The sequence below is a fragment of the Rahnella sp. JUb53 genome (assembly GCF_004346065.1).
Lineage (GTDB): Bacteria > Pseudomonadota > Gammaproteobacteria > Enterobacterales > Enterobacteriaceae > Rahnella > Rahnella variigena.
Window position 1 is genome coordinate 62,395 of record NZ_SLYT01000007.1, and the last position, 25,842, is coordinate 88,236.

A 25,842-nucleotide genomic window follows, 5' to 3' on the forward strand; every position below is an offset into this window, starting at 1 on the left:
ATCACGCGTATTGTGCTTCGCCGTTGCCGAAGGACCAGTTTTCTTTCGGCACTTCCACCAGACTGATGAACACATCTTCGAGGCGTAGTCCGGTTTTTTCGTGCAGCCCGTACGCCACGGCGTGATAGAAAGCTTTTTTCATCTCTGTCGTGCGGCCTGCGTTGAGGGTTATCTGGATAACGATGCAGTTCGGACTGCGCTGGATATCCAGATAGTCCGGTGAAATCATCATTTCTGCCGGAGAGTGTTCGGAGATGACGATAAACTTGTCATTTTCCGGCACATTCAGCGTGGTGCGCATGGCGTCGTAGACCACATCGCCAACGGTTTTGCGGTAGGTTTCGGGTTTTCCTTCGACCATATCAATACGTACAAAAGGCATTTTATTCTCCTCATTATTTTCTGTAGGGCACGCATCTTCGGGGATGCGGCCTTTCAGGTATGCAACACGAAGAGCCAGTGTGTCGAGCGATTTTTTGTACGCACCGGTATTCTACGTACACTTCCTCATTAGCCCTTGTTTATCTCATGATACTTAAAAGTATAATAATAACTTAGGTAAAATAGTTCGTTTTCAGTGAAAGTAATAATCCGTTGTAAATGATATTTATCATGCCTTTATTGCAACTTTCTTGGTATTTTATGTCCCCTTTTTCTGATAACGATTGTTTTCAGAATTCACAGCAATAGTTAATTCAAGCATAGCCTTTCGGCGTTTGCTTCTTTCATGTTCCAAAAGGATCACAATGCTGTCAAAAGTGCTGGAATCTTTGTTAAGTGCAATGGATTCATCAACGATAACCGATTGTTTTATTTGGGCTGTTGTACTCGTTTTTTTTGGTGCTTTATATGCCAGATATAAGAGTAAATCACCCCGTTTTTTGGAATACGCACCGACTTTAATGACTGCGCTTGGGATCTTGGGGACCTTCGTAGGGGTCGTGATTGGACTTTTGCATTTCGATACAACCAATATAGAACGCAGCATTCCTGTCTTATTGGGGGGATTAAAAACAGCATTTATTACAAGTATTGTCGGTATGTTAGGTGCTCTAGCATTTAATATTTTAGATACGATGCTCTCCTCCCCCCGGCCAAACGGTATGAATGTAGCCCAGCCAGAAGCGGTGACGCCTGATCATATTCACCAGGTTCTCCAGTCGCAGCACAAGCTTTTAGAACGAATTGCGTTCGGTTTTGATGGAAATGATGAGGTCTCTTTAGTGGGGCAATTGAAATTGTTGCGCACTGACATGGGTGATATTTCTAAACTGCAAAGAAATCATCATGAAGAGTTCAGTCAGAAATTATGGGCTGAATTGACTCACTTTGGCGATTTGATGGCAAAAGGCGCAACAGAGCAAATCATCGATGCCCTGAGAAAAGTCATTGTCGATTTTAATAATAACCTTACGGAACAATTTGGTGAGAATTTTAAGGCCTTAGACAGTTCTGTTAAAAAACTCGTTGAATGGCAAGGTGCTTATAAAGACCAAGTCGAAGTGATGAGTGAGCAATATAAGCAAAGTGTTGATTCGCTTATGGAGACAAAAAATTCTGTCGCGGGTATTTGGGAAGAGTGCAAAGAAATCCCTCTCGCAATGGCAGAACTGCAAAATGTATTGAAGGTCAATCAGCATCAGATTGATGAACTTTCAAGGCATTTAGACGCTTTCGCGACCTTAAGAGATAAAGCCACCGAAGCTGTCCCTGCAATTCAAATGAAACTGGATGAAGTTGGGGAACAATTAAAAGCCGGTGCTTTAAGTGTCAGTGCTTCGCTGGAACAGACTGGCGGACAGTTGTTGGTCAATGCTAACTCTATGCGTGTTGCTCTGGATGAAGGTGCAGAAGGTTTCAGAAACTCCGTAACGCAAACCCAGCAATCTTTTGCTTCTATGGCACATGACGTAGCGAACTCCTCAGAAGTCCTGACATCCTCTCTTGGAGAAACTGTGGAGGAAATGAAGTCCAGCGCCATTGAACTTCTTACTTCGATGCAAATCTCTGTATCCGACATGGGAGGAAAACTGAAAGATCATTCTGCGGACCTTTCCGCAATGATGAAAACTCAGTCTGATGAACTTTCTGGGGCGTTGAAAAGTAATTCGAGCAATATGCTGGATACTCTGCAGAGTTCGTTTGATAAGGCAAACTCCGGACTTACCGAACATGTTAATGATTCCCTAGGTCGTTTTGGAGAGGCAATCAATAGTCAGCTCAAAGCCTTCGGAGAGGCAACCGATCGTGAAATGAATCGTGAATTACAAATCCTGGCTGATTCACTTATTTCGATCAGTAAAGGCTTCATAAATAACTATGACCAGTTAATTAGAGAATATCAGGTTGTTATGGGGCAACTTAAGTCGATGATTAACAGCAATGAGCGCAGGTAAAAAATGGAGAAATTCTTAGGTAAACCTGTGGAAGTTAAAAAACAGGACAATGAACACTGGATATCCATGTCAGATCTGATGGCGGGGTTAATGATGGTGTTCCTTTTTATTTCTGTTGCTTATATGCACTATGTTCAGGTAGAAAAAAATAAGATCAAAGAAGTCGCCGTTGCTTATCAGAATGCACAAATAGAACTTTATAATGCGCTTGAAGTGGAGTTTGCCAAAGATCTGCCTGATTGGGATGCTGAAATTGATAAGCAAACATTAGAATTTCGTTTCAAATCCCCAGATGTATTGTTCAGAACAGGTAGCTCGGATCTTCAATTAGGATTTAAGTCTACTCTCGATAACTTCTTTCCCCGGTATCTTACCGTACTTGATAAATTTAAAGAACATATTACTGAAGTCAGAATTGAAGGCCATACCAGTAGTGACTGGACCGGGACATCTGACCGTGATGTTGCTTATTTTAACAATATGGAATTGTCGCAAGGTAGAACCCGAACAGTACTGGAATATGTCTATGAAATGGATGAAATTAAAAGCCAGCGGCCTTGGATAAAATCTCATTTTTCAGCAGTAGGTTACTCATCATCACACCCCGTGCTTAACGCTTCTGGCAGAGAAGACCCGAGCCGCTCAAGACGAGTCACCTTTAAAGTCGTCACTAATGCTGAGTTGCAGATTCGACGGATAATTCAGGAGTAATATAATGAAACTTAATATTAACTTATCTGAATTAATCCGGCTGGGAAAACGCATGCTACCAGAAGGATCGGGTTTTATTTTGGGCGAAAAGTCAGTGAGTTTTGAACCTTTAGATGTTGAATTGGAAAGCGGTATAAAAATCAACATTAGTGAGTTGGATGCCGGCACAGGGTTGATTTCATTTAAGGGACGTCAGGTTCTACTTTATATACGAGATCATAGTCAAATATATGATTCTGCAATAGCTGATCCTGGTAGAGGCAATAAATTTCATATTGCATGGTGTAAAACGCTGGATACTATGCGGCAGGACGGTCGTTTTGGTCGCTATCATGCAACAAACCGACTTGATGGATTTTTCGAAATCGACGATGGTCATGGAAAACATCAGGATATCGAACTTAAAGTCTGTAAAAATTGTCTGGAGAAATTGAATTATCGTGAAAGCGCTAATAAGGCCGTTAGACATATTGTGTTTGCTTCTTTTGTGCTCAAAGATTTCTTTTCTCATTACAGTACTTGTTTTAGCTATATGCCTAAAGGTTTATATAACGCCACAAATAGCGGCTATACTGAAGACTGGAAAGAAATATCTAACAGGATAAGAAACAGAAGTGGTTTTGTATGCAGTGACTGTGGTGTTGATATGAGTTCACACCGTAATTTGTGCGACGTACATCACAAAGATGGTGTGAAATATAATAATACGGAAGAAAATCTAGAAGTCGTTTGTCGCGATTGTCACCGGAAAAAACCGCAGCATGGATGGATGTTCCTTTCATCATCGGATATGCAAGTTATAAAGGCTTGCCGACTACAACAAGGCGTTAATAACGTCAATACCTGGAGTGACGTTTATTCCCTTACTGATACTTCTATTCATGGCGATATTAATATATTAGAAATGAAGAAATATCCGTTACCCAAGCTGGGTTATCAGGTAGAAAATGCGGGGCAGGGTAGAGAAATAACTCTGGATGCTGCCTGGGTATCGGAAAAAATTGCTGTAAATCTGGAGCCCGTTTTTTTGCCCGGTTGGACTATTTTTACAGTCAGTGAAGCTGTGTCCTATATCAATGAGGGTTAAGGCTGTCGGTTTGCGGCAACCTTGCCAACTGCGTGACGTTACTGAATTTTCTTAAACTACTACCACCTTCTTCCTGAACACCCCCAGCCAGTCCGGGCGGCAGAACATCACCAGATTGCCCAGCAGGATAAGCGCCAGCCCGATAACTGCATTGGCGTGCCACTGATAACCTTCATAAACCGTGGACACGGTCAGTGCGACCAGCGGGAACAGCAGGGTGCTGTAGGCCGCCTGACTGGCACCGATGCGCCCGACCAGTGTGAAGTAAATACCGAAGGCCAGCACTGAGCCAAACACCGAAAGATAGACCAGCGAGCCGAGATAGTGCGATGTCAGGTCGATGGCGAATGACGCGCCTTGTATCAGACTCAGTACGCCCATCACCGCGGTGCCGTAAAACATCGCGTAAGTATTGGTGGAAAGTACGTCCAGCCCGTGGCGCTGATGGCGGGAGCTGATCATGTTGCCGAGTGAAAATCCGTAGGTGCCGAGCAGGCTGAGGCCGATGCCTTTGAGCAGTTCCGGCGCGATATGCGCGGCGCTGAGATCATGCCAGAACAGTGTGATAATGCCCGCCAGCCCGAGAGTTGACGCCGGAATCACTGCCGGTGCCAGCTTCTGGCGGAAAAACAGCATGCCGTTGAAGGCATTAAATAACACGGCCATTGAGAAGATCACTGACTCCAGCCCGCTGGTGATGTAAGCCGCTGCGTGATAGAAGCAGTAAAAATTGAAGCAAAAAACACAGCAGCCCTGAATCATGCAGAACAGATGATCTTTCAGCGCCAGACGTCGTAACCGGCGCGTTGCCAGCAAAGCCACCAGCATGATCACCGCGGCCAGCAGGAAACGGTAGAAAATCGACACCGTCACTGGCACGTCGCCTTGTTGCAGATAGATGGCAAACCAGGTGGTGCCCCAGATAATTATCACCAGAATATAAAGCAAAGCGTTCATGGGTTTCTCTCACTCAAAAAAGATAATGGCTGAGAGAAGTCTGCCGGAACGGGAGATTGCAGGCTTTCAGCGACCTGCGCTGAGTTGCATATTCTTGCGCATTTTTTGCGGCGGCGGCCTGCAAAATGTGGCTCTGTGACGGTGAAAAACCGTAAACTGAACCTCTTCTTCCCTCCACACGGACATGCCATGACGAAGGTTTATCAGGCTTTTGAAACGCTGCGTCAGCACAAAGCGGTTCTGCATGACAGTGTGGAGCTGGGTTCCGGCATTCAGCTGGCGGCGTGGTCGAACAAAAATGACATCGTGAATCAGGAAAGCGCCGATCACCACACGCTGAGCCTGTACGTTGCCGACGGTTACGAGTGCTATCACAAAACCCGTGGCGGCTGGCGTAACGGCGGCGGGCCGGATCGCTTTTGTCTGATGCCGAAAGGCAGCATGTCGAGCTGGGACGTGCGCGACAATTTGTCGTTTGTACATCTGTACTGCTCCGACGACCATCTGCGGTATCTGGTCGAGCAAACCTGGGATCGCAGCCCGGCGGCAATTGAGCTGGAGGAACGCACGTTTGAAGAAGATCCGCAGATTACGCTGTTGTATCGCCACTTTTTGCTCAGCAGTCAGTGGCAGGAAAACAGCAATCAGCTGATGCTGAGCAGCGCCGCCAATCTGCTGCTGGCGCATCTGGTCAAAAATTATACCCATCTGCAATGGGCGCTGCCGACGGTGCGCGGCGGGCTGGCACCGCATATTCTCAATCGCGTGAAAGATTACATTCACACCCATCTGGCTGAGCCTTTATTGCTGCCGGAACTGGCTGCGCTGGCACAACTCAGCGAATTCCATTTTGCACGTATGTTCAGGCAAAGCATGGGGCTGGCGCCGCATCAGTACGTAATGAACGCCCGGCTGATCCACGCAGAAAATCTGCTGAAAACCAGCCAGATGAACATCACGGCTATCGCGCTTGAGTGCGGATTCAGTTCCACCAGTCATTTTAGTAACCGCTTTAAATCCGTCCGCGGTATCACGCCGTCGGCGCTGCGCGGCGGCATTATCGTCTGATTTTCATTCCGCGTTAAAACCCTTCTTCCGGTCTGTCTGATTCCAGTGCTAATTTAATGGAAATTCACTTTATTCAGGGAAAACCATGCTGACCCAGGCACCTGTTATCGAAACCGAACGTCTGATTTTACGCGCCCATCACGTTGATGATTTTGAACATATTGCCGCGCAATGGGCTGATCCTGCGGTGGTGAAATATATCGGCGGCACACCGTCGGGTCGCGAAACCAGCTGGAGCCGTCTGCTGCGTTATCCCGGCCACTGGCAGATGCTCGGTTTCGGCTACTGGATTGTGTTTGAAAAAACCGATGGTGCAGAAGGCGCGTTTATCGGCGAAATTGGTCTGGCAGATTATCAGCGTGACATTACTCCCTCGCTCAGCGGCATGGCAGAAATGGGCTGGGTGGTTTCTCCGGCGTTTCATGGCAAAGGTTACGCGTTTGAAGCGGCGCAGGCGGTGATCCGCTGGGCTGAAACAAATCTGGATCGTCAGCTATGCTGCATTATTGCGCCGGAGCATCAGGCTTCAATTCGGCTGGCGGAAAAATGTGGTTTCGTGGCGAAAACCGACACCACTTATCACGGCTCTGCCACGCGGATTTTTGTTCGTCCGTCGTGACCGGCCATTTGCGTTCCACCTGACAGGGGAAATCATGCTGAAGATTCTGGGTAAATCACCGTCGATCAATGTGCGTAAAGTGTTGTGGACCTGCCATGAACTGGGGCTGGATTACGAGCAGGAGCAGTTTGGTTCAGGTTTTCAGTCCACGCAGACAGCGGAATTTAAAGCGCTGAATCCGAATGCGATGGTGCCGGTGGTGCTCGACGGCGAGTTCGTGCTGTGGGAATCCAACGTGATTTGCCGGTATCTGGCGGCGCGGGAAGGGCGCGAGGATTTGCTGTCCTCTGACCCGAAACGTCGCGCGCTGACGGAACAGTGGATGGACTGGCAGGCCGGTGAGCTGAATAACGCCTGGCGCTATGCGTTTCCGGCGCTGGCGCGCAACAGTGCGCAACATCAGGATCCGGCGCTGATTGATGCCGGTGTCAGCGAATGGAACCGTCACATGCAGATGCTGGAAGAACAACTTCAGCGCAGCGGCGATTACGTGCTGGGAGATAATCTTACGCTGGCAGATATTCCGCTCGGGCTGGCGGTGAACCGCTGGTCAATGACGCCGATGCCACGTCCGGCGTTACCGGCAGTGACGGCGTATTACGACAGGCTGAATCAGCGCGAAGGTTTCAGGCTGTATGGCCGAAACGGCCTGGTATAATCCCCGTCATCCTTCACGCTGCTTCTGCGTTGGCTGCGTTACTCGGCCCATCCATGGACCTCGCTCCTGAAGGAGCCGCTGCAAGCAGCGTTCCAATCTGCTCCCTGCAGATTGGTCACTCACCCCGGTCACTTACTTATGTAAGCTCCGGGGATTCATTCCGTTGCCGCCTTGATGCAACGAGAATGATTTAGGGGAGTGTTTAATATTTAACAGACATCGTGTTTATTTAAAATCAACCCGCATCAGTTCGCTGATAGATTGTCCACGGGTAGAGGAAACACATTTATCAATATAACTTTTAAAGGCCGCAGGTTTAGGAATACCCATATTCAATAAGCGTGAGTTATCAAATTTCACGTTTAACTGGGCAAAGCCGCCGTAAAGTTTAATGGCGCGTAAAATGATTTTGTCATTACACGGACCAAGCACATCTTTAAATTGCTTACGGATACCGGTGAAGTCCTGATAACTGATCTGCTCATATTCGCTGATAATCCGTGGCGAATTATTCGCTTTTGCCACCGAGGTATCAATTTCATGGAAGGGTGTACACATCTCTTCGCCGGAAGAAATATGATAAAAATTATGGCTGAGTTCGGTCGCCAGACATAATTTTGCCAGCACCATCGCACAATAATCTACCGGGATCACATCCACCTGGTCGTCGAGCGTACAGGTAAATTTCTTCAGTTTGATCGCCATCATAAAGACCCAGAAAATGCTGCTCGAAGGCTGGCAACCGTACTGGGTATGACCGACGATAATCGACGGACGTGCGACGACAAACGGCAGTGACGGACATTCTTCCCGCACCAGATTCTCGATGGCGCGCTTGGACGCGGTATATTGCACCAGGTCTTCGTTCTGCTCGTTGTCCGGCATCCCTTCATAGAATACGCTGTCTTTATCAGGCATTGAGGCCATCGCCGTGCCAACATGCACAAATCTTTGCAGCCCTTTGACCTGTGCCATACGTTTGGCAAACACCAGTGAGCCTTCAACATTCACCCGCCACATGGCCGGATTATTACCGAATGACGCAATGGCGGCACAGTTAATGACATGCGTGACATTATCTAAACGCGGGTCATGAATAAAACTTTCCGGCTCAGCTAAGTCACCGGTTAATATTGACTGTTCGCTCAGAGAAGAAAGCTGTTCATCACTGAGTTCAAATTTCTTTAAGTTATCGATAATTCTGGCGAGTCCCGTCGTATTATCGTCAGCCCTGACTAAAAGTAATAGTTTATTTCTGGTGGTTAATTGCTGACGCAGAAAATATTCAACAACAGCTCCGCCAACGAAACCAGTGGCACCGGTAATTAATAGAGTGTTCATAAGAGACAACCTGCAACGGGAAATTACCGGCACAGTACCACCAAAATTCTAAACGGAGCGTATACCATTTCATGCCGTTATTAAACCTCAGCTAAACAGCACGAAAAGCTCAATTGAGAGAAAAAGTTCCGGCGATATGAAAATATAATAACTGGCAGGACTTATTTACAGTAAGAAATAATTATCAGGCCTGAAGTCATCATTTAAGTCAAATTCCCGGCGATGATGATCAGAAGGAAAACACCCACAATGTCCGTGTGCTTTTTTACGCAGAATGACAATAACTTGTGCGCAGAAAGTATCCACTCCATCGCCACTACGTTAAACTGTACTCCTGAAGGCAGTAAGCGATAAGGATCAAGAAAGGATGACGCGAACGGCGTGTCTGGTGTGTAATGAAGGGAATATTGCGCAGGTCATTCCCTCATGCGCTGAAATAAGGTACAAGGCTGCATGAAAATCCCAAATAGAATCCAACCTCTGGTGGATGACGGCCTGATTGATGATGTGGTCCGTCGACTGAAAAGTGGCAAAGAGGCCGACGTGTACACCGTGTTATGCGGTGAAGAGATCCGTTGTGCCAAGGTTTATAAAGAAGCGACGCAGCGTAGCTTCAAGCAGGCCGTACAGTATCAGGAAGGCCGTAAAGTCCGTAACAGCCGCAACGCGCGTGCGATGCAAAAGGGCACTAAGTTCGGACGTAAACAGCAGGAAGAGTCCTGGCAGACGGCGGAAGTCGATGCGCTGTTCCGTCTGGCGAATGCCGGTGTGCGCGTGCCGCAGCCTTACATTTGTCTCGATGGCGTGTTGCTGATGGAGCTAATCACCGACGCTGACGGTGTGGTCGCGCCGCGCCTCAGTGATGTCATCCTCAGCGAAGAAGAAGCGGTGGCTGATTTCGAAACCATGATCCGTAATATCGTGCGCATGTTGTGTGCCGGTATCGTGCATGGCGATTTATCAGAGTTTAACGTGCTGATGGATGCCGACGGGCCGGTGATTATCGACCTGCCGCAGGCCGTGGATGCGGCCGCCAATAACCATGCCGAATCGATGTTTGAGCGCGATGTGAATAACATGACCGAGTATTACGGTCAGTTCGCGCCGAAGTTGCTGGAAACGCGCTATGCCAAAGAGATCTGGGCATTGTACGAAGACGGCAAACTGACGCCGGAATCGCCGCTGACCGGCCTGTTTGCCGAAGATACGCATAAAGCCGATGTGGATTCCCTGCTGGATGAAATCATTGCCGCCGAAGATGAGTATTACGATCGTCAGCGGGCAATGAAGGAACGCGATTTAGATCATTAGTCTTTATTCCGGCATCACCGAATGCTTTCCGCAAAAACCGGCGTTCTGCAAAATATGCTGGCCGGTTTCTGAAAGAATAAATTCCGCCAGCGGTTTGCCTTTTTCGGTGCAGGTGGCCAGCGCGTAGATGGCGCGGACATTGTAATCGGCCGGCACGTTGAACACTTCCAGCTCGTCATTTTCACGCAGCAGCGTGGCATAACTGGTATAGCCGATAAATACATCGGCTTGTCCGCTGCAAATCAGCCATTCCGCAGCCAGTTTTCCTTCCGGCACTTTTGCTGAATTTTCACCGCCCACCAGCCGTAAGGCTTTATTGCGCAAGGTTTCTCCCGCGCCCGGATGGCGACGCTCAATATTTTCAAACATCTGCCAGGTATAGTCGCCGGAAGGATCACTTTTTGGCGTCGAAGTCGCCAGCCGGAAACGCGAATCGAGCAGCACTTTCAGCCAGTTAAGTGTGTCCAGTTCTGGTACTTTACGCGCCGTCACGCACAGGCTGTTGCCGCAAAAACTGTCCACTGACAGCGCTTTACCATGCTGCTGTAAGGCCAGCGGGTGAGAAGTATTGGCGGAAGCAAACAGATCGACTTTCTCACCCTGTTCGATGCGTTCACGTAACAACCCGGCGGGGCCGAATTCCGCAATTACTTTCGTGCCTGTTTTTTCCGTAAATGCTTCACACAACGGCTGCCATGCCCGGCGCAGGCTACCTGCGGCCAGCACTTTGATTGAATTTGTCATCAGGTCTCCTTGTCACATTGCCTCAACAATAAACGCCGGGGACGAGGTTATTTTCCCGCGCGCGCCGCGTCTGCCGCGGGTTTAAAATCCGTCCGGTAGAAGCGCTGGTAATAAGCGTCTGCCTGTTTTTGCATATCGATATCGGCGAATTTTTGTGGATACAGTTTTTTCGCCATCCACAGTTCACCTATCGCCAGCGCTTCGGGCATCGGGTAGCCCCAGGCTTTGGCGTATTCCGGCATCAGATAGACCCGATGATGTTTAACGGCATCAGTACTTTGCCATTTCGGATCACCGTTGATCTGCCCCACCACTTCCGGATATCTGTCCTGCACGAAGATCACCTGTGGATCCCAGGCAATCACCTGTTCCATCGCCACTTGTTTAAACCCTTTCACGGTCGCGGCGGCCACATTCATCGCGCCGGCATGGGACATCATCAGGCCGGTATATTTGCCGGAACCGTAAGTGGTCAGATCGGGATTTGCCATGTATGTGCGGATCCGCTGTTCAGGCGGAATGCTTTTCAGACGTTCGGCGGTGAGCTTGCGCTCTGAAAAAGTATAGTCGATCAATGCCTGAGCCTGTTTCTGGTGATTAACCACTTCGCCAATCAGCGCGATACCTTTCTTCAGCCCTTCGGTGTACGCCTTATCTTCATCAGGCAGCACCGGATTCATTTTATGTTCTTCGCCTTTCGGATCGTCACGCAGTGAGATCGCCACCACCGCGATGCCGGTCTGGCTGATCTGGTCGATCATTTCCTGCGGCGCATAGTTGGTGACGAAAACCACCTGCGGATGCAGCGCGACCACGCTTTCCAGATTCACACTGGTCAGGTCACCCACTTCCGGCGTTTTCAGAAGCTCTGGCGCAAGGCGCGCATAACCGCTGCCCAGTTGTTTCTGCCAGTTATTCAGCACGCCAACAATGTCTTTGGTGGCATCCAGCTGAACCAGCAAATTCAGGGTCTGATGTTGCAGAACAACCACGCGATCCACGTTATCGGGGATCGTGACCTGACGGCCTAACTGGTCAGTAATCTGGCGTGCAGCCAGAGCGGAAGGGGAAGCAAAACTCAGGGCCAGCCCGAGCAGGGCGAGTGAAGGTAAAAAGCGGGATGATAATGCGCGCACGGATAAATCCTCTGGTTACGTTATACAGAGGATTATATAGCGTTATGTCATAGCTGAATATGACCGGTGATAAAGGACCGGTTGTCATTTTTTATTCATCGATTCCGATGCATTCTATGGCAATAACTTTTCGCCTTCAGACTGAATATTCAGGATTTATGATGACCAACACGACGATGTCTCCCCGTCTGGCGATGGCCAGTCAGATCGCGGCGCAGGCGGCTGAACTGGCGCTGGGCTTTTTTAACCGCCGGGACACCATTGAAGTCAGCAGCAAACGCACGCAGGATTTCGTCTCTGAGGCGGATGTGGCGGTCGAGCAGTTTATCCGTCGCCAGCTTGCAGAGCATTTCCCGCAGGATGCCATTATCGGTGAGGAACTGGGTGGCGTGCTGACTGACGCGCCTTGCTGGGTGATCGACCCGATTGACGGTACCTCGAATTTCCTGCGCGGTTCGCCGCTATGGGGCGTGTCGCTCGGCCTGGTCGAGAACAAAAAGCCAGTGGTGGGCATTGTGGCGTTGCCGGTATTAAACGACCTGTTTGCCGCAGAATCCGGAAAGGGGATTTTCCTGAACGGAAAGCCATTCCGTCGCGATGACCGTTTTGGCGACGTGCAGATTGTATCGCTGGGCGACAGCTCGGACGATAAACTGGACGAAGCTTCAGCATTTTATCAGGGGCTTCGCGCCGCAGACTGGTCGGTGCATTGTTATCGCTGCACGACCATCGGTATGGTGTTTGCCGCAAAGGGCATTATCGACGGCCATCTGCAACGGCGCACGACGCTGTGGGACATTGCAGGAGGCGCCGTGCTGTGTCAGGAAGCCGGACTGCACACGGTGGTGAAATTCGCGAAAACGCCGGATGGTACCGACAACTACCGGCATATGGCAGTGGCAGCCGGAACCCCGAATCTGATGTCTGACATCGCGCCGTTATGGCCGGATTTTGAACCACGCTGAAATTAAGTAGCCTGAAATAAAGCATTGATGGTGCTCTCTCGTCAGGAGAGGGCAAAAATCCCAATCTGCGTTGCAGATCATCTTTTTAGCCGCGTGGATAACATGAAAAATTTGTCCGGTAACCGTGGAATTACATTTTGAAAGCCAGTGCTTAACAAAATGAAATATAGTTTCATTTTGCCATAAAGTTCCCTTTTTTCCGGCCGTTATGAGAGTTTCCTTTCACTGACTTTCTGATGTGTCCAGATGAAAAAATTCACCAGTCTCTCTGTTCTTACCCGTTTACTCGGCGCTTTTGCCCTCGTGATGGCGCTGATGCTCACCCTTGCCGCCATGTCCGCCTGGTTGCTCAACAGCAGTAATCAGCAGATCGAAAACTACCGTGCCTATCGTCTTCCCGGTGTGCAATATCCGCTGGTGATGCGCGGCACACTGGCGGAATTACGCCTGCAGCAGGTGCAATACATTGCTTCGCCGCAAGGGGCACCGCGCGACGGGCACCGGGTGGAAATTCAGCAAGCCGTCGATACCTTTAAGACCGCCGAAAATGCGTATCAGAAGCTGAACAGCGGAGGCAGTAAATCAGACCTCTTTAAGAAAATCGTCAGGAATTTCGAACAGTTTTCGCTGGCAAATGATGAAGTTATTGCAGCAGTGGAACGCAACGATATTGCGCAGGCCACACAAATCAGCGGTGACAATTCACGTAAATACCGCACCCAGCTGATGGCAGATCTGGCGAAACTGGTCAGTGACGAACTTGCCAACAGCGAGAAGGCGGCCGCACAGACGCACAGCAGTTATCGGAATGCCAGTGTGATGTTTTTAGTGCTGGTCGCCGTGGCCTTTATTATTTCCCTGCTTATGGCGCTTTTGCTGGCACGAAATCTGATCACCCAGCTGGGCGGAGAACCGGCTTATGCGGCTTCGATTATGCATGAGATTTCGACCGGTAATCTGGCCGCCAAAATTGCCCTTAAGCCGGGAGATGAGAGCAGTTTGCTGGCTTCGCTGAATGCCATGAATCTCCAACTGAACAAAACCATTCATCAGATCATGCAGGGCAGCGAGTCGATAAATCACGCCGCCAGTGAAATTGAGCAGGGCAACGTCGATCTGTCGCAGCGCACGGAAGAGCAGGCGGCATCGCTGGTGCAAACCAGTTCGAATATGCAGAACCTGACCGCGACCGTCAGCCAGAATGCTGAGAATGCGCGGCAGGCCAGCCAGCTGGCACACGAAACCTCGAAAACGGCCTCGCAGGGCGGGGCGATTGTCAGCGGTATGCAGGCGCATATGCGCGATGTCTCCGGGAGCTCCAGCGAAATCATTAATATTATCAGCGTCATTGAAGGCATCGCTTTTCAGACCAATTTACTGGCGCTCAACGCCGCCGTGGAAGCGGCGCGCGCGGGGACGCAGGGTAAAGGTTTTGCGGTGGTGGCGAGTGAAGTCCGCGTGCTGGCACAGAAAAGCGGGCAGGCGGCAAAAGAGATTAAAGATCTTATTCAGGATACGGTGAGTAAAATTTCCGAAGGTTCAGATCAGGCCGATCGTGCCAGTAAAGCGATGAGCGAAATCGTGATTTCGGTGAATAAGGTGGCGGAGATTGTGAGTGAAATTTCGACCGCCAGTTCGGAGCAACACAGCGGGATCCATGAAGTGGGGATTGCGGTCGGTCAGATGGATCAGGTGACGCAGCAAAATGCGGCGCTGGTTGAACAGGCTGCCGCCGCCGCGCAATCGCTGACGGAACAAAGCGTCGAACTGCGCAACGCTGTGCGATTTTTCCGCACAGCGACCGCGTGATGTACGACGCCCTGGGTTAGTCAGGTTTATGATTGATGGAGAGCTGCGGTTCCCAGTCGGTATCGGGATGCTGGGCAATCTGTTGCGGTGTCATCGGACGTCCCAGCAGATAGCCCTGCAACGTGTCGCAACCCAGCTGCGTCAGGAAATCCTGCTGCTGGGTGGTCTCCACGCCTTCGGCCACCACTTTCAGATTAAGGGTCTGGCCCAGAGCGATAATCGCCGCAACAATGCTGGCGTCTTCGCTGCCGGCGATCAGGTCATTGATAAAGGCCCCGTCGATTTTCAGTTCGCTGGCCGGCAGACGTTTCAGATACAGCAGGCTGGAATAGCCGGTGCCGAAATCGTCAATCGAGGCCTTCACACCGTACTGGGTCAGGCGTTCGAGAATTGCCACGCTGACGTCCGGATTGCGCATTGCAGTGGTTTCGGTGACTTCCAGCGTCAGCATTTCCGGTGGGATCTGATGACGTTCAATCGTCTCAATCACCATTTCGACCAAATTCGACTGCTCAAATTGCAGCGTGGACAGATTGACCGCCACCGTCCAGGTGGTGTGTCCTTGCAGATGCCATTCGCGCAGCTGGCGGCAGGCTTCATTCAGCACCCATTCGCCAATCGGAATGATCAGACCGGTTTTCTCTGCCAGTGGCAGGAATACATCCGGGCTCAGCGTTTTGCCGTCACGCTCCCAGCGCAGCAGCGCCTCGAACCCGCTGACCGGCCCGTAAGGCGCAATAAATTTCGGCTGATAGTGCAACCGCAGTTCATGGTGCTCGATAGCCAGACGCAAATCATTGAGCATCTGCAGCTGGTTTTGCGCATTGGCATTCATCGAAGGCTGAAAGAAACTGTGCCCGTTGCGGCCAGAATTTTTGGTGTGATACATCGCTGCGTCAGCATTGAGCATCAGCTCGCGTTCATTTTCACCGTCGCCCGGATACACCGCGATACCGACACTGGCGGACACCAGCAGTTCGTAGCGGGACACGTAAAACGGACGGGCAATCAGATGCACCAGTTTATCGGCTAACTGAGAAGCATCTGTCGGTTCAGCGATTTCCACCAGCAGGACAAATTCATCACCGCCGAGACGTGCCAGCGTGTCTGTCGCGCGCAGCTGGGATTTCAGCCGCTCAGTGACAGAAATTAACAGCTGATCGCCGATGTGATGGCCAAAAGCATCGTTAACGGCTTTGAACCCGTCGAGATCTATAAACAGCACCGCAAACTGAGATTCTCCCCGCGAGGCTTTCTGAAACGCCTGACTGAGGCGGTCTTCCAGTAACAGGCGGTTCGGTAAACGGGTGAGATTGTCGTGCAGCGCCAGCTGAGTCAGCTCGCGGTTAGCCTGCGCCAGCGACGACGCCAGAATCGACGTGCGTGCCTGCATCCGGCCATCAAGAATAGAAATAATCAGGGTGATCGCCAGAATAGCCAGCGTCACTACAATCACCAGCAGCGCCAGCCAGTTATTATCCACGCCGCTGAAGGCCGCCATGCTGTGGCTGTCGATGGGGAATTGCGCAGCGGCCATACCGATATAGTGCATACCGACAATCGCCGTGCCCATCACCACGGCGGCACTGATGCGCAACAGGCGCACATTCGGCGACTGCTGGCGCAGATGGAACGCCATCCACAGTGCTGCGCCGGAGGCAACAATGGCGACCACGACGGATAATGTGACCCAGCGGAAGTCATAAACAATCGGCGGCATCATCAGCATCGCTGACATTCCGGTGTAATGCATGGCCGCAATGCCGCCACCCATCAGTAACGCGCCGGCCAGCAATCGCCGCAGCGGCAACTCTTGCAGGCATACCAGCCAGAGCGCAAACGCCGAGGAAATAATCGCAATCAGCATGGAAAGCAATGTAATGACCGGGTCGTAACCCATTGGCATAGAGGAATTAAAAGCCAGCATGCCGATGAAATGCATGGACCAGATACCGATGCCCATTGCAATGGCGCCACCAATTAACCAAAGTCGGGAAGCCCTTCCCTCCGTGGTGGCAACCCGGCCAGCCATATCAAGCGCGGTATAAGAGGCAAGCATTGCAACAATGAACGAAAACATGACAAGCACATTGTTGTAATTACTGGAAAACATGTGAGGCTCCACAAACATAGAGTCGAAAGCGACGGGCTGATTTTTTTATCCGGCGATAATGGCATTAAGAATTATTAAAGGCGAATGAAGTTACGATAATTTTTTTCGTGTAATTAAGATTAATCCGTAAGTAATTTTAATCAAATAAAAAGATTTTTTGCGGTATTAATCCGGATGAAAGAAAGGGTTTTTAAACGAATGTGATACGGCCTGCGAAACCGTTGTCTATAGTTAACAGATAATTAAATACGACAGGGCAGAAGACGTTTATGTTAACAGTTCATCATTTGGATAACTCCCGATCACAGCGAATCTTATGGATGCTCGAAGAACTGAGCGTACCTTACGAAATCAAACAGTATCAACGTGATAAGAAATCCATGCTGGCACCGGAATCGCTGAAAAAAGTGCATCCTCTCGGCAAATCACCGGTACTGGAAGATAACGGCATGATCCTCGCGGAATCTGGCGCCATTATTGAGTATCTGCAGGAAGTGTACGATGAGGCAGGCACGCTGAAACCGACGGCGTTCGCGGAGCGCCAGCAGTATCGCTACTGGATGCATTATGCCGAAGGTTCGCTGATGCCGCTGCTGGTCATGAAGCTGATTTTCAGCCGTCTGGGCAAGCCGCCAATGCCGTGGCTGATCCGCCCGATTGCCGGTGCGATCGGACAGGGTGTGCAGAAAAACTATCTGGATAAACAGATTTATACCCACATGGATTATCTGGAACAACATCTGACCACGCATCCTTATTTCGCGGGTTATCAGTTCAGCGCAGCGGACATTCAGATGAGTTTCCCGGTAGAAGCCATAAACGCCCGCACCGGTCTGGGAAAATACCCACATTTAAATGCATGGCTTTCCAATGTGACAGCCCGACCGGCTTATCAGCGGGCTCTGGAAACCGGTGGCCCTTTGAATATCCTGCGTTAATGGTTTTTAAGTCCTCAGAAATTTAAAGGGGGAAGCGTTTTGGTTTTTTATCGCCGGAACGTATTCCCTTTTTATATTTCACAGCGGGCTCTTTGCGGGTGTGGAATTTGCCCAATGAACGCCATCAGAAAATAAACCTTAATAAACGTCCTGTTATTTTTATCTCCGGTCTTTTACCTCCCGGCATAGCCTATTCATCCTGATTTGCTGTCTCTCTTTCTCATCGCCACGAAGCGTGCGCAACCGTTACCGCACAGCAAATCGCCAGGCGGACAGATTTGCACCACAACCGCGTTTTTATTGACCAGACAACGGTAAATTGTCGTCATTCACAGTTGATGTGTGGTAATTAAAAACGAGATAATCGTTTGCGTTAATTTTTGTCCCGCCATACGCGATGCGAGTTAAACGTTTGCCTTGCCGTTCTGACGCCCGTTTCGGCGATTTCAGGCGACAAATAGGGAAGTGAACGTGCAGAAACGGTTTCATAATGACCACGCCGGCTAATCAGCAGAGACATTCAGAGGAATTTTCATGTCGAGTCAACACACTCAGACGGGCAGCGCCGTTGCGCCAAAGGGCCCGTTTGATGCTTTTTTCAAAATCAGTGCGCGTGGCAGTAACGTTCGCCAGGAAGTGATCGCCGGCTTAACGACGTTTCTGGCGATGGTGTATTCGGTCATCGTTGTACCGTCAATGCTTGGCAAAGCGGGTTTCTCGCCAAGCGCCGTGTTTGTCGCGACCTGTCTGGTAGCCGGTTTCGGCTCCCTGCTGATGGGCCTGTGGGCTAATCTGCCGCTGGCGATTGGTTGCGCCATCTCTCTGACTGCCTTTACCGCCTTTAGTCTGGTGCTCGGCCAGCACATCAGCGTGCCGGTTGCCCTCGGCGCGGTATTCCTGATGGGCGTATTGTTCACCATTATCTCGATGACCGGCATCCGGTCGTGGATTTTGCGCAACCTGCCAACCGGCGTTGCGCACGGAACCGGCATCGGTATCGGCCTGTTCCTGTTGCTGATCGCGGCCAACGGCGTCGGCCTGGTGGTGAAAAACCCGCTGGACGGTTTACCTGTCGCGCTTGGCGCCTTTACTTCTTTCCCGGTGATCATGACATTGCTCGGACTGGCGGTGATTTTCGGCCTTGAGAAACTGCGTGTGCCCGGCGGCATTTTGCTGGTGATTATCGCGATTTCCATTATTGGTCTGATTTTCGATCCTGCCGTGAAATATCAGGGTTTGTTCGCGATGCCTTCTCTGGCAGGTGCTGACGGCAAATCGGTGATTTTCGATCTCGACATCATGGGCGCGCTGAAAGCGGCGGTATTGCCAAGCGTTCTGGCGCTGGTGATGACCGCGGTGTTTGATGCCACCGGCACTATCCGCGCAGTAGCCGGTCAGGCAAACCTGCTGGATGAAAACGGCCAGATCATCAGCGGCGGCAAAGCGCTGACCGCAGACTCCGTGAGCAGCATTTTTGCCTCGCTGGTTGGCGCATCACCGGCAGCGGTTTACATCGAATCGGCAGCCGGTACGGCAGCGGGCGGCAAAACCGGCCTGACCGCAACGGTCGTCGGCGTGCTGTTCCTGCTGATGTTGTTCCTGTCTCCATTGTCTTATCTGGTACCGGCTTACGCTACCGCACCGGCGCTGATGTACGTCGGTCTGCTGATGCTCAGCAACGTGACCAAACTGGATTTCACCGATTTCGTGGATGCGATGTCAGGATTGCTGTGCGCGGTGTTCATCGTGCTGACCTGTAACATCGTGACCGGCATCATGCTCGGTTTCAGCTCGCTGGTGATTGGCCGTATTTTCTCCGGCGAATGGCGGAAACTGAACGTGGGCACGGTGGTGATCGCCGTGGCGCTGGTGGTGTTTTATGCGGGCGGCTGGGCGATTTGATGCCAGGCCGGGTATCAGGCGGATTTGGCCGGTTGCACTGGCGGGCTGACTGAGAAAATTTTGGTTTTTGCCGGTTGCACCGGCGGGCCGAGAAAATTTCGGTTTCTCACGTGCGGTGATCGCTTAACGCGCTGCGCCCAAACCGACCAGAGGGGAAAGGCTTTTCCCCTCTGAACTCCCCTCGCTTTTTTCAACAAGCGCTTCGCTCGCTGGCTATGTTTCAGCAACCGCTGCGACAGGCTGGAAATCTTGCCGCTGCGCGGTTCCCTCTCTCGGTCCTGAAGCCCTGGGTCTTCAGGCCGCTACGTTCGGCAAGATTTCTGAATCGCCCTCACAATCTTAAATTCAAAACCAATCTGCTTTTCAGAGAGTGAAATGGCGTGATTAAAAATTTTGCTGAACGGAGCGGCTTCGAGACCAGTGGCTCGAAGACCGAGAGAAGGAACCGCGTAGCGGCAATATTTTGCGCCACTCACAAATGTACCGAAACATGTCCATCGTACCTGCGACAGCGCGCAGTGAAAGAGCCTGGGATTCTTAAGGGCGGCGGCGATAAGCCGCCCTTAAGGCCAGTGTGGGTGGCAACCCACGGTGTTGACCTTGAAGCCAGTGTGGGTGGCAACCCACGATGTTGACCTTGAAGCCAGTGTGGGTGGCAACCCACGGTGTTGACCTTAAGGCCAGTCTGGGTACCTTGACTTGGGTTTAAAAGCGGCTTTAAGCACGCTCTGATTTAAAAGTACGCTTTTTTTGATCTACTATTCCCCCTGTACGTGTCAGACCCTGTCTGATTGAAATCATAAAAACAAGAGTCTAAGGAAAGCATGGAAATATTCTTTACCATTCTGATTTTGATTCTGGTGGTGTCGCTATCCGGTGTCGTCACCAGAATGTTGCCGTTTCAGGTTCCTCTTCCATTGATGCAGATTGCCGTCGGTGCTTTGCTGGCATGGCCCAATTTTGGCCTGCACGTGGACTTCGATCCGGAACTGTTTCTCGTTCTGTTCATCCCGCCATTGCTGTTCGCCGATGGCTGGAAAACCCCGACCCGTGAATTCCTCCACCACGGTCGCGAAATTCTTGGGCTGGCGCTGGTGCTGGTATTACTCACCGTCGTCGGTATCGGCTATCTGATTTATATGATGGTGCCGGATATTCCGCTGGTGGCTGCGTTCGCGCTGGCTGCGGTGCTTTCACCCACCGATGCCGTGGCATTAGGCGGGATTGTCGGCAAGGGCCGTATTCCGAAGTCGATCATGAGCGTGCTGGAAGGTGAAGCGCTGATGAATGACGCGTCCGGTCTGGTGTCGCTGAAATTCGCTATCGCTGTGGCGATGGGCACGATGATCTTTACCGTCGGCGGTGCCAGCGTTGAGTTCCTTAAAGTGGCGATCGGTGGCCTGATGGCCGGTGTGGCGGTGACGTGGTTGTACAGTAAATCGCTGCGTATCATGAGCCGCTGGAGCGGTGATGATCCGGCAACGCAAATCGTCTTCCTGTTGCTGCTGCCGTTTGCGTCGTATCTGATTGCCGAACACATTGGCGTATCGGGCATTCTGGCCGCAGTGGCCGCCGGTATGACCATCAGCCAGTCGGGCATTATCCGTAACGCACCGCTGGCGATGCGTCTGCGTGCCAACAGCGTCTGGGCGATGCTGGAATTTGTGTTCAACGGCATGGTGTTCATTATGCTGGGCCTGCAATTGCCGGGCATCCTTGAGAACTCAATTGATCAGGCGACACACGATCCGTCTATCGTGACGTGGCATCTGTTCGCAGACGTCGGGATTATCTACTTTGCGCTGCTGATCCTGCGTTTTGTCTGGCTGTGGGTGATGAAAAATTTCAGCAACCGTTTCCTGAAAAAGAAACCGCTGCTGTTTGGCAGCTACAGTACGCGTGAGCTGTGGGTGGCATCCTTCGCCGGTGTGCGCGGGGCGATTACGCTGGCGGGTGTGCTGTCAATTCCGCTGTTCCTCGCCGATGGTTCGGCCTTCCCGTCGCGCTATCAGCTGGTGTTCCTGGCGACCGGCGTCATTCTGTTCTCGCTGATTGCGGGCGTGATTGCCTTGCCGTTCCTGCTCAAAGGCGTGGTGGTGGCGGATGGCACCGCGTATCGCGAAGAAGAACGCATGGCGAAATCTATCGCGGCGGAAGTGGCGATAGAAAGCCTGCATAAGATGGAGGAACGTCTGGCGGCGGATACTGAAGAAAACATCGACGAGCAGACGCTGAAGGAAATCAGCTCGCGGGTTATCGGGACTCTGCGACGACGCACGGCCAACCGCGATGATATGGAAACCGCGCTGAAGCTGGAAAACCTCGAGCGCCGCTTCCGTCTGACCGCGCTGCGCGCTGAACGTGGTGAGCTGTATCACCTGCGCGCCACGCAGAAAATCAGTAATGAGACGCTGCAAAAACTGCTGCATGATCTCGATTTACTTGAAGCGCTTCTTGTAGAAAAAGAAGTTTAACTTCTGTCAGAAATAAAAACCGCGTGCGCTGCAAAGTTCACGCGGTTTTTTATTGCCTGCTATTTCCCGTCACTTCCCGTTGCTTCCCGCTATTTCCAGTAATCTCTGCACAGCGTGATCCACGCCTGGGCGCTGTGTGAAAGATAACTGCCCTGATGCCAGATAAGCCCCAGTTGCCACGGCATCAGCGGATCCAGCGGCAGCCACATCAGCGCGTTTTTATCCAGCCGCTGACAGACAGGTTCCGGCAAAATCGCCACGCCCATGCCGGTTTGCACCATCGCGGCTAAGAAATCCCACTGACCGCTGCGTGCGGCAATTTTGGGCGTAAAACCGTGAGCGGAAAACGCATCCATCAGCTGGCGATACAGTGCAAAATCTTCGTTATAAATCAGAATACTTTCATCCGCCAGATCACTGAACCCGATGCGCGTGCGGTTCAGCCAGTGCGGCGTGCGCGGTACCACCACGCACAGCGGATGACTGAACAGCAGCAACGAGGCGATGGAAGGCACAGCGTCGGCGGGCAGGGCGGTGAGCGCCAGATCCAGCTCGCCGGAGATCACCGCCTGTTGCACGGTCAGTCCGCCAAATTCGGAAATAATCAGTTCGATACCCGGATATTGCTGGCGGAAACTGCTAATAAGCGGCGCGATTTGTGTGCCCACCATCGGCGGAATGCCCAGCCGCAGGTGACCGGATTTAAGTGAGTTGATATCTTCGAGTTCGGCTTCCAGCTGGCGGAATTCTTCAAGGATATTCAGCCCGCGCTGATACAGCGCCTGACCGCTGTCAGTCAGCCGCAAACGCCGTCCTTCACGAACAATCAGCGTGCATTCCAGTTCTTCTTCCAGATGACGCAGCATTTTGCTGATCGTCGGTTGCGTGACGAACAGCTTTTCCGCCGCGCGGGTAAAGCTCTGCTGGCGAACCACTTCGACAAAATAGCGTAAGGTACGGACGTCCATGGGCTGATGTTTCCCCGGTCAGATCGGCGAGTAACAAAGTATTCCAAACTGGAATCATTTTTATGATTTTAATTCATTTCTTTACCGGTTTCCTGCCAGCGTATACTTCATTTTCACTCTTTTCCCTCTTTCGAGGTCGTCCCCATGTTGCTGGCGTTGCGCACGAAAGCGCCGTCCCTGCTGACCCGCTGTCAGATCCCCGTTCAGGTGGTGCTGTACGCGGTGTTATTCGTTATCGCCGATCGTCTGGTCACCGCATTACATCTGCCGTTACCTGCCAATATTGTCGGCATGCTGATGCTTTTACTGCTGATTATGTTCCGCATTTTGCCGGTGAAATGGGTGAAAGCCGGTTCCCGCTGGCTGCTGGCGGAAATGTTGTTGTTCTTCGTGCCTGCCGTGGTGGCGGTGGTGAATTACGCCCAGTTGCTGATGATCGAGGGCTGGAAAATTTTTCTGGTGATTGGTGTCAGTACCGTACTGACCCTCGGTGCGACGGCGGTGGTGGTTGATAAAGTTTATCGTCTGGAACAACGTCTGGCGGCAAGGAAGGCGAGCCGTGACTGATCTTCTTATCAGCATTCTGTGTTTTGTCATCACGCTCGGGCTGTATTACGCCAACAAGAAACTTTACCGCCAGAAACGCACGTTGCTGCTGATGCCGCTGGTATTCACGCCGATTGTGCTGGTTGTCTTGCTGGTGGTGACGCACACCTCGTATCAGGATTACATCGGCGAAACGCACTGGTTGTTATGGCTGCTTGGGCCTTCAACCATCGCGTTTGCGGTGCCTGTTTACGAGAATATGGCGGTGATCCGCCGTCACTGGATGTCGCTGAGTGCGGGCGTGCTGACCGCGATTGTGGTGGCGGTCAGCAGCTCCGTCTGGCTGGCGCGGATGCTGACCTTGCCTGAAGAGATTCAGCGCAGTCTGGCGGTGCGTTCCATCACCACACCGTTCGCGCTGGCAGCGGCGAAGCAAATGGGCGGTCAGCCGGATCTGGTCGCGTTGTTTGTGGTGATCACCGGCGTATTCGGCATGGCGGTCGGCGATATGCTGTTTCTGCGTCTGGCAGTGAAAAGCGGACTGGCAAAAGGCGCCGGGTTTGGTGCGGCGTCGCACGGTGCGGGTACGGCGAGAGCCTATGAGCTGGGCGCGGAAGAAGGCGTGGTATCGAGTCTGGTAATGATGCTGGCGGGAGTTGTCACCGTGGTGATTGCGCCGGTGATCGGGGGAGTGATGTGGTGATGATCTTTTGAAAAAGATCTGAAACTTTAAATTCAAATTCAAATTCAAATTCAAGGTCGTGGGCGTCGGCCCACACCGACCAGAGACCCGGTAACGCGCGGGCCTCTGGACTCCGCGCTTTTTTTTAACTGCGTGCTCCGCTCGCTGGCTATGTTTCAGGTGCCGCAGCGATAGCCGCAAAATCCCGCCGCTGCGCGGTGCCCTACGTTCGGGTTACAACCCGCGCAAAAAGACGCGCGGTTTTCCACCTCTCCTCCGGCGGTATTTTGGAACCGGCCTCAACGTTAACTTCACAACCTCACGGATTTTAATATGAAAAACCTATTGGTTTTGAATTTAAGATCGTGCGGGCGTTTCAGAAAGCTTGCTGAATGAGAGGTTGCAGACCTGAGGCTGCAATCCCGAAATGAAGGAACCTCGCAGCGGCAAGATTTCCAGCCTGTCACTGTGGTGGCTGAAACATGGCCAGCGAGCGATAGCGCCGTAAAAAGACGCGGGAGATCCAAGAGGGGCCCGTCCTGGCCCCTTTTGGGCGGTTTCGGCGCAGCGCGATAAGTGATCATCGCTATTGAGAAACCGAAATTTTCACACTTCTGCTCTTAAACGGCGCGCTTAAACACCGCCCGGTGTTTAATGAATCACCTGGGACAGGAACTCCCTTGTCCTCGCCGACTTCGGATTCGCAAAGAACTCCAGCGGTGGCGCCTGCTCAACGATCTCCCCGCGATCCATAAAGATCACCCGGTCGGCGACGGTTCGCGCAAATCCCATTTCGTGCGTCACGCACAACATGGTCATGCCTTCTTCCGCCAGCGTGATCATGGTATCCAGCACCTCTTTCACCATTTCCGGATCGAGCGCCGATGTCGGTTCATCAAACAGCATGATTTTTGGCTTCATGCACAGCGAACGGGCGATCGCCACACGCTGTTGCTGGCCGCCGGAAAGCTGGCCGGGAAATTTATTGGCATGTTCGGCGATACGCACACGTTTCAGATAATGCATCGCCAGTTCTTCGGCTTCTTTCTTCGGCATCTTGCGTACCCAGCACGGTGCCAGAGTGCAGTTTTGCAACACGGTCAGATGTGGGAACAAATTGAAGTGCTGGAACACCATGCCGACTTCGGTACGTACGCGTTCGATATTGCGCAGATCATCATTCAGTTCAGTGCCGTCCACCACGATGCGCCCTTGCTGGTGCTCTTCCAGATGGTTAATGCAACGAATGGTCGTTGATTTCCCTGAACCGGAAGGGCCGCAAAGGACGATACGTTCGCGCGGTTTGACGCTCAGATTAATGTCTTTCAATACGTGGAATTGTCCGTACCACTTATTCACGTTTTCCAGCGTGATCATCATATTTTGGTTTTCAGTGACTTGATGGTCGCTCATGGTT

General features: G+C 51.5%; 22 protein-coding genes. 14 read left to right on the forward strand and 8 right to left on the reverse strand.

From position 1 onward, the window contains the following. Position 1: 1 nt before the first annotated feature. Positions 2-382 (reverse strand): tautomerase family protein, encoded by a 381-nt coding sequence (locus tag EC840_RS16800; RefSeq protein WP_113876693.1) that lies wholly within the window; start codon positions 380-382, stop codon positions 2-4. A 364-nt stretch (positions 383-746) separates the two neighbouring features. Here EC840_RS16800 and zorA2 point away from each other — a divergent pair, with 364 nt between their 5' ends. The 3 genes from zorA2 (at position 747) to zorE (ending at position 4,194) form a co-directional block, all read left to right on the forward strand. Continuing rightward, positions 747-2,396, forward strand: coding sequence for a type II Zorya anti-phage system protein ZorA2 (gene zorA2 / locus EC840_RS16805; protein WP_132966268.1), 1,650 nt, complete (start codon positions 747-749; stop codon positions 2,394-2,396). A gap of 78 nt (positions 2,397-2,474) precedes the next feature. Beyond that, positions 2,475-3,107: a type II Zorya anti-phage system protein ZorB2 gene (gene zorB2 / locus EC840_RS16810; protein WP_243701088.1), complete on the forward strand. Its 633-nt coding sequence runs from the start codon at positions 2,475-2,477 to the stop codon at positions 3,105-3,107. Positions 3,108-3,111: 4 nt separating this feature from the next. Beyond that, positions 3,112-4,194, forward strand: a complete 1,083-nt coding sequence (gene zorE / locus EC840_RS16815; protein ID WP_132966271.1) for a type II Zorya anti-phage system protein ZorE — start codon at positions 3,112-3,114, stop codon at positions 4,192-4,194. A 51-nt stretch (positions 4,195-4,245) separates the two neighbouring features. Here zorE and EC840_RS16820 read toward each other — a convergent pair whose 3' ends face one another. Then, positions 4,246-5,151 (reverse strand): DMT family transporter, encoded by a 906-nt coding sequence (locus tag EC840_RS16820; protein ID WP_132966273.1) that lies wholly within the window; start codon positions 5,149-5,151, stop codon positions 4,246-4,248. A 189-nt stretch (positions 5,152-5,340) separates the two neighbouring features. Here EC840_RS16820 and EC840_RS16825 point away from each other — a divergent pair, with 189 nt between their 5' ends. From EC840_RS16825 to EC840_RS16835, 3 genes are all read left to right on the forward strand, one after another. Then, the gene (locus EC840_RS16825) at positions 5,341-6,219 is read left to right on the forward strand and encodes an AraC family transcriptional regulator (protein WP_132966275.1); all 879 of its coding nucleotides are present in this window, start codon (positions 5,341-5,343) and stop codon (positions 6,217-6,219) included. Positions 6,220-6,304: 85 nt separating this feature from the next. After that, positions 6,305-6,838 (forward strand): GNAT family N-acetyltransferase, encoded by a 534-nt coding sequence (locus EC840_RS16830; protein ID WP_112287045.1) that lies wholly within the window; start codon positions 6,305-6,307, stop codon positions 6,836-6,838. Between the two features lie 34 nt (positions 6,839-6,872). Beyond that, positions 6,873-7,496 carry a glutathione S-transferase gene (locus tag EC840_RS16835; protein WP_132966277.1) on the forward strand — a complete coding sequence of 208 codons (624 nt, stop codon included), beginning with the start codon at positions 6,873-6,875 and terminating at the stop codon, positions 7,494-7,496. Positions 7,497-7,721: 225 nt separating this feature from the next. On the opposite strand, the gene EC840_RS16840 is transcribed toward EC840_RS16835, so the two are convergent. Continuing rightward, positions 7,722-8,837 carry an SDR family oxidoreductase gene (locus tag EC840_RS16840; RefSeq protein WP_113876696.1) on the reverse strand — a complete coding sequence of 372 codons (1,116 nt, stop codon included), beginning with the start codon at positions 8,835-8,837 and terminating at the stop codon, positions 7,722-7,724. 453 nt (positions 8,838-9,290) lie between these two features. On the opposite strand from EC840_RS16840, the gene EC840_RS16845 reads away from it, so the two are divergent. After that, on the forward strand, positions 9,291-10,148 hold the full coding sequence (locus tag EC840_RS16845) for a PA4780 family RIO1-like protein kinase (RefSeq protein ID WP_112287042.1): 858 nt from the start codon (positions 9,291-9,293) through the stop codon (positions 10,146-10,148). A gap of 3 nt (positions 10,149-10,151) precedes the next feature. Here the strand turns inward: EC840_RS16845 and modA are convergent, their stop codons facing one another. After that, on the reverse strand, positions 10,152-10,892 hold the full coding sequence (modA, locus tag EC840_RS16850; RefSeq protein WP_120162193.1) for a molybdate ABC transporter substrate-binding protein: 741 nt from the start codon (positions 10,890-10,892) through the stop codon (positions 10,152-10,154). A 47-nt stretch (positions 10,893-10,939) separates the two neighbouring features. After that, positions 10,940-12,028, reverse strand: a complete 1,089-nt coding sequence (locus EC840_RS16855; RefSeq protein ID WP_132966279.1) for an ABC transporter substrate-binding protein — start codon at positions 12,026-12,028, stop codon at positions 10,940-10,942. A gap of 161 nt (positions 12,029-12,189) precedes the next feature. On the opposite strand from EC840_RS16855, the gene EC840_RS16860 reads away from it, so the two are divergent. Further along, on the forward strand, positions 12,190-12,993 hold the full coding sequence (locus EC840_RS16860) for an inositol monophosphatase family protein (RefSeq protein WP_112287039.1): 804 nt from the start codon (positions 12,190-12,192) through the stop codon (positions 12,991-12,993). A 246-nt stretch (positions 12,994-13,239) separates the two neighbouring features. Continuing rightward, positions 13,240-14,802, forward strand: coding sequence for a methyl-accepting chemotaxis protein (locus EC840_RS16865; protein ID WP_129638060.1), 1,563 nt, complete (start codon positions 13,240-13,242; stop codon positions 14,800-14,802). Between the two features lie 16 nt (positions 14,803-14,818). On the opposite strand, the gene EC840_RS16870 is transcribed toward EC840_RS16865, so the two are convergent. Continuing rightward, a complete protein-coding gene (locus tag EC840_RS16870) occupies positions 14,819-16,915 on the reverse strand; it encodes a bifunctional diguanylate cyclase/phosphodiesterase (RefSeq protein ID WP_132966281.1) in 2,097 nt (698 codons plus the stop codon). A gap of 269 nt (positions 16,916-17,184) precedes the next feature. On the opposite strand from EC840_RS16870, the gene EC840_RS16875 reads away from it, so the two are divergent. From EC840_RS16875 to EC840_RS16885, 3 genes are all read left to right on the forward strand, one after another. Further along, the gene (locus EC840_RS16875) at positions 17,185-17,853 is read left to right on the forward strand and encodes a glutathione S-transferase (RefSeq protein WP_113876701.1); all 669 of its coding nucleotides are present in this window, start codon (positions 17,185-17,187) and stop codon (positions 17,851-17,853) included. A 534-nt stretch (positions 17,854-18,387) separates the two neighbouring features. Further along, on the forward strand, positions 18,388-19,755 hold the full coding sequence (locus EC840_RS16880) for an NCS2 family permease (protein WP_113876702.1): 1,368 nt from the start codon (positions 18,388-18,390) through the stop codon (positions 19,753-19,755). A gap of 824 nt (positions 19,756-20,579) precedes the next feature. Further along, complete coding sequence (locus tag EC840_RS16885; RefSeq protein WP_113876704.1) at positions 20,580-22,229, forward strand: Na+/H+ antiporter; 1,650 nt, start codon at positions 20,580-20,582, stop codon at positions 22,227-22,229. Between the two features lie 89 nt (positions 22,230-22,318). On the opposite strand, the gene EC840_RS16890 is transcribed toward EC840_RS16885, so the two are convergent. Then, entirely contained in the window at positions 22,319-23,197 is an 879-nt protein-coding gene (locus EC840_RS16890) for a LysR family transcriptional regulator (protein ID WP_112291302.1), read from the reverse strand. A 144-nt stretch (positions 23,198-23,341) separates the two neighbouring features. Here EC840_RS16890 and EC840_RS16895 point away from each other — a divergent pair, with 144 nt between their 5' ends. Further along, positions 23,342-23,764 (forward strand): CidA/LrgA family protein, encoded by a 423-nt coding sequence (locus EC840_RS16895; RefSeq protein WP_113876705.1) that lies wholly within the window; start codon positions 23,342-23,344, stop codon positions 23,762-23,764. Further along, positions 23,757-24,446, forward strand: coding sequence for an LrgB family protein (locus EC840_RS16900; protein ID WP_113876706.1), 690 nt, complete (start codon positions 23,757-23,759; stop codon positions 24,444-24,446). Before EC840_RS16895 ends, EC840_RS16900 begins: the two co-directional genes overlap by 8 nt. A 630-nt stretch (positions 24,447-25,076) precedes the next feature. Here the strand turns inward: EC840_RS16900 and EC840_RS16905 are convergent. Further along, complete coding sequence (locus EC840_RS16905; protein WP_120162185.1) at positions 25,077-25,838, reverse strand: amino acid ABC transporter ATP-binding protein; 762 nt, start codon at positions 25,836-25,838, stop codon at positions 25,077-25,079. Positions 25,839-25,842 lie beyond the last annotated feature (4 nt).

What these genes read in the sequence shown, in the direction of transcription:
- EC840_RS16840 (WP_113876696.1), bottom strand. Translation starts at nt 8,837, where the DNA reads ATGAACACTCTATTAATTACCGGTGCCACTGGTTTCGTTGGCGGAGCT.
- EC840_RS16885 (WP_113876704.1), top strand. Translation starts at nt 20,580, where the DNA reads ATGGAAATATTCTTTACCATTCTGATTTTGATTCTGGTGGTGTCGCTA.
- EC840_RS16800 (WP_113876693.1), bottom strand. Translation starts at nt 382, where the DNA reads ATGCCTTTTGTACGTATTGATATGGTCGAAGGAAAACCCGAAACCTAC.
- zorE (WP_132966271.1), top strand. Translation starts at nt 3,112, where the DNA reads ATGAAACTTAATATTAACTTATCTGAATTAATCCGGCTGGGAAAACGC.
- EC840_RS16890 (WP_112291302.1), bottom strand. Translation starts at nt 23,197, where the DNA reads ATGGACGTCCGTACCTTACGCTATTTTGTCGAAGTGGTTCGCCAGCAG.
- zorB2 (WP_243701088.1), top strand. Translation starts at nt 2,475, where the DNA reads ATGGCGGGGTTAATGATGGTGTTCCTTTTTATTTCTGTTGCTTATATG.
- EC840_RS16870 (WP_132966281.1), bottom strand. Translation starts at nt 16,915, where the DNA reads ATGTTTTCCAGTAATTACAACAATGTGCTTGTCATGTTTTCGTTCATT.
- zorA2 (WP_132966268.1), top strand. Translation starts at nt 747, where the DNA reads ATGCTGTCAAAAGTGCTGGAATCTTTGTTAAGTGCAATGGATTCATCA.
- EC840_RS16880 (WP_113876702.1), top strand. Translation starts at nt 18,388, where the DNA reads ATGTCGAGTCAACACACTCAGACGGGCAGCGCCGTTGCGCCAAAGGGC.
- EC840_RS16820 (WP_132966273.1), bottom strand. Translation starts at nt 5,151, where the DNA reads ATGAACGCTTTGCTTTATATTCTGGTGATAATTATCTGGGGCACCACC.
- EC840_RS16895 (WP_113876705.1), top strand. Translation starts at nt 23,342, where the DNA reads ATGTTGCTGGCGTTGCGCACGAAAGCGCCGTCCCTGCTGACCCGCTGT.
- EC840_RS16825 (WP_132966275.1), top strand. Translation starts at nt 5,341, where the DNA reads ATGACGAAGGTTTATCAGGCTTTTGAAACGCTGCGTCAGCACAAAGCG.
- EC840_RS16905 (WP_120162185.1), bottom strand. Translation starts at nt 25,838, where the DNA reads ATGAGCGACCATCAAGTCACTGAAAACCAAAATATGATGATCACGCTG.
- EC840_RS16875 (WP_113876701.1), top strand. Translation starts at nt 17,185, where the DNA reads ATGTTAACAGTTCATCATTTGGATAACTCCCGATCACAGCGAATCTTA.
- EC840_RS16860 (WP_112287039.1), top strand. Translation starts at nt 12,190, where the DNA reads ATGACCAACACGACGATGTCTCCCCGTCTGGCGATGGCCAGTCAGATC.
- EC840_RS16845 (WP_112287042.1), top strand. Translation starts at nt 9,291, where the DNA reads ATGAAAATCCCAAATAGAATCCAACCTCTGGTGGATGACGGCCTGATT.
- EC840_RS16865 (WP_129638060.1), top strand. Translation starts at nt 13,240, where the DNA reads ATGAAAAAATTCACCAGTCTCTCTGTTCTTACCCGTTTACTCGGCGCT.
- modA (WP_120162193.1), bottom strand. Translation starts at nt 10,892, where the DNA reads ATGACAAATTCAATCAAAGTGCTGGCCGCAGGTAGCCTGCGCCGGGCA.
- EC840_RS16835 (WP_132966277.1), top strand. Translation starts at nt 6,873, where the DNA reads ATGCTGAAGATTCTGGGTAAATCACCGTCGATCAATGTGCGTAAAGTG.
- EC840_RS16830 (WP_112287045.1), top strand. Translation starts at nt 6,305, where the DNA reads ATGCTGACCCAGGCACCTGTTATCGAAACCGAACGTCTGATTTTACGC.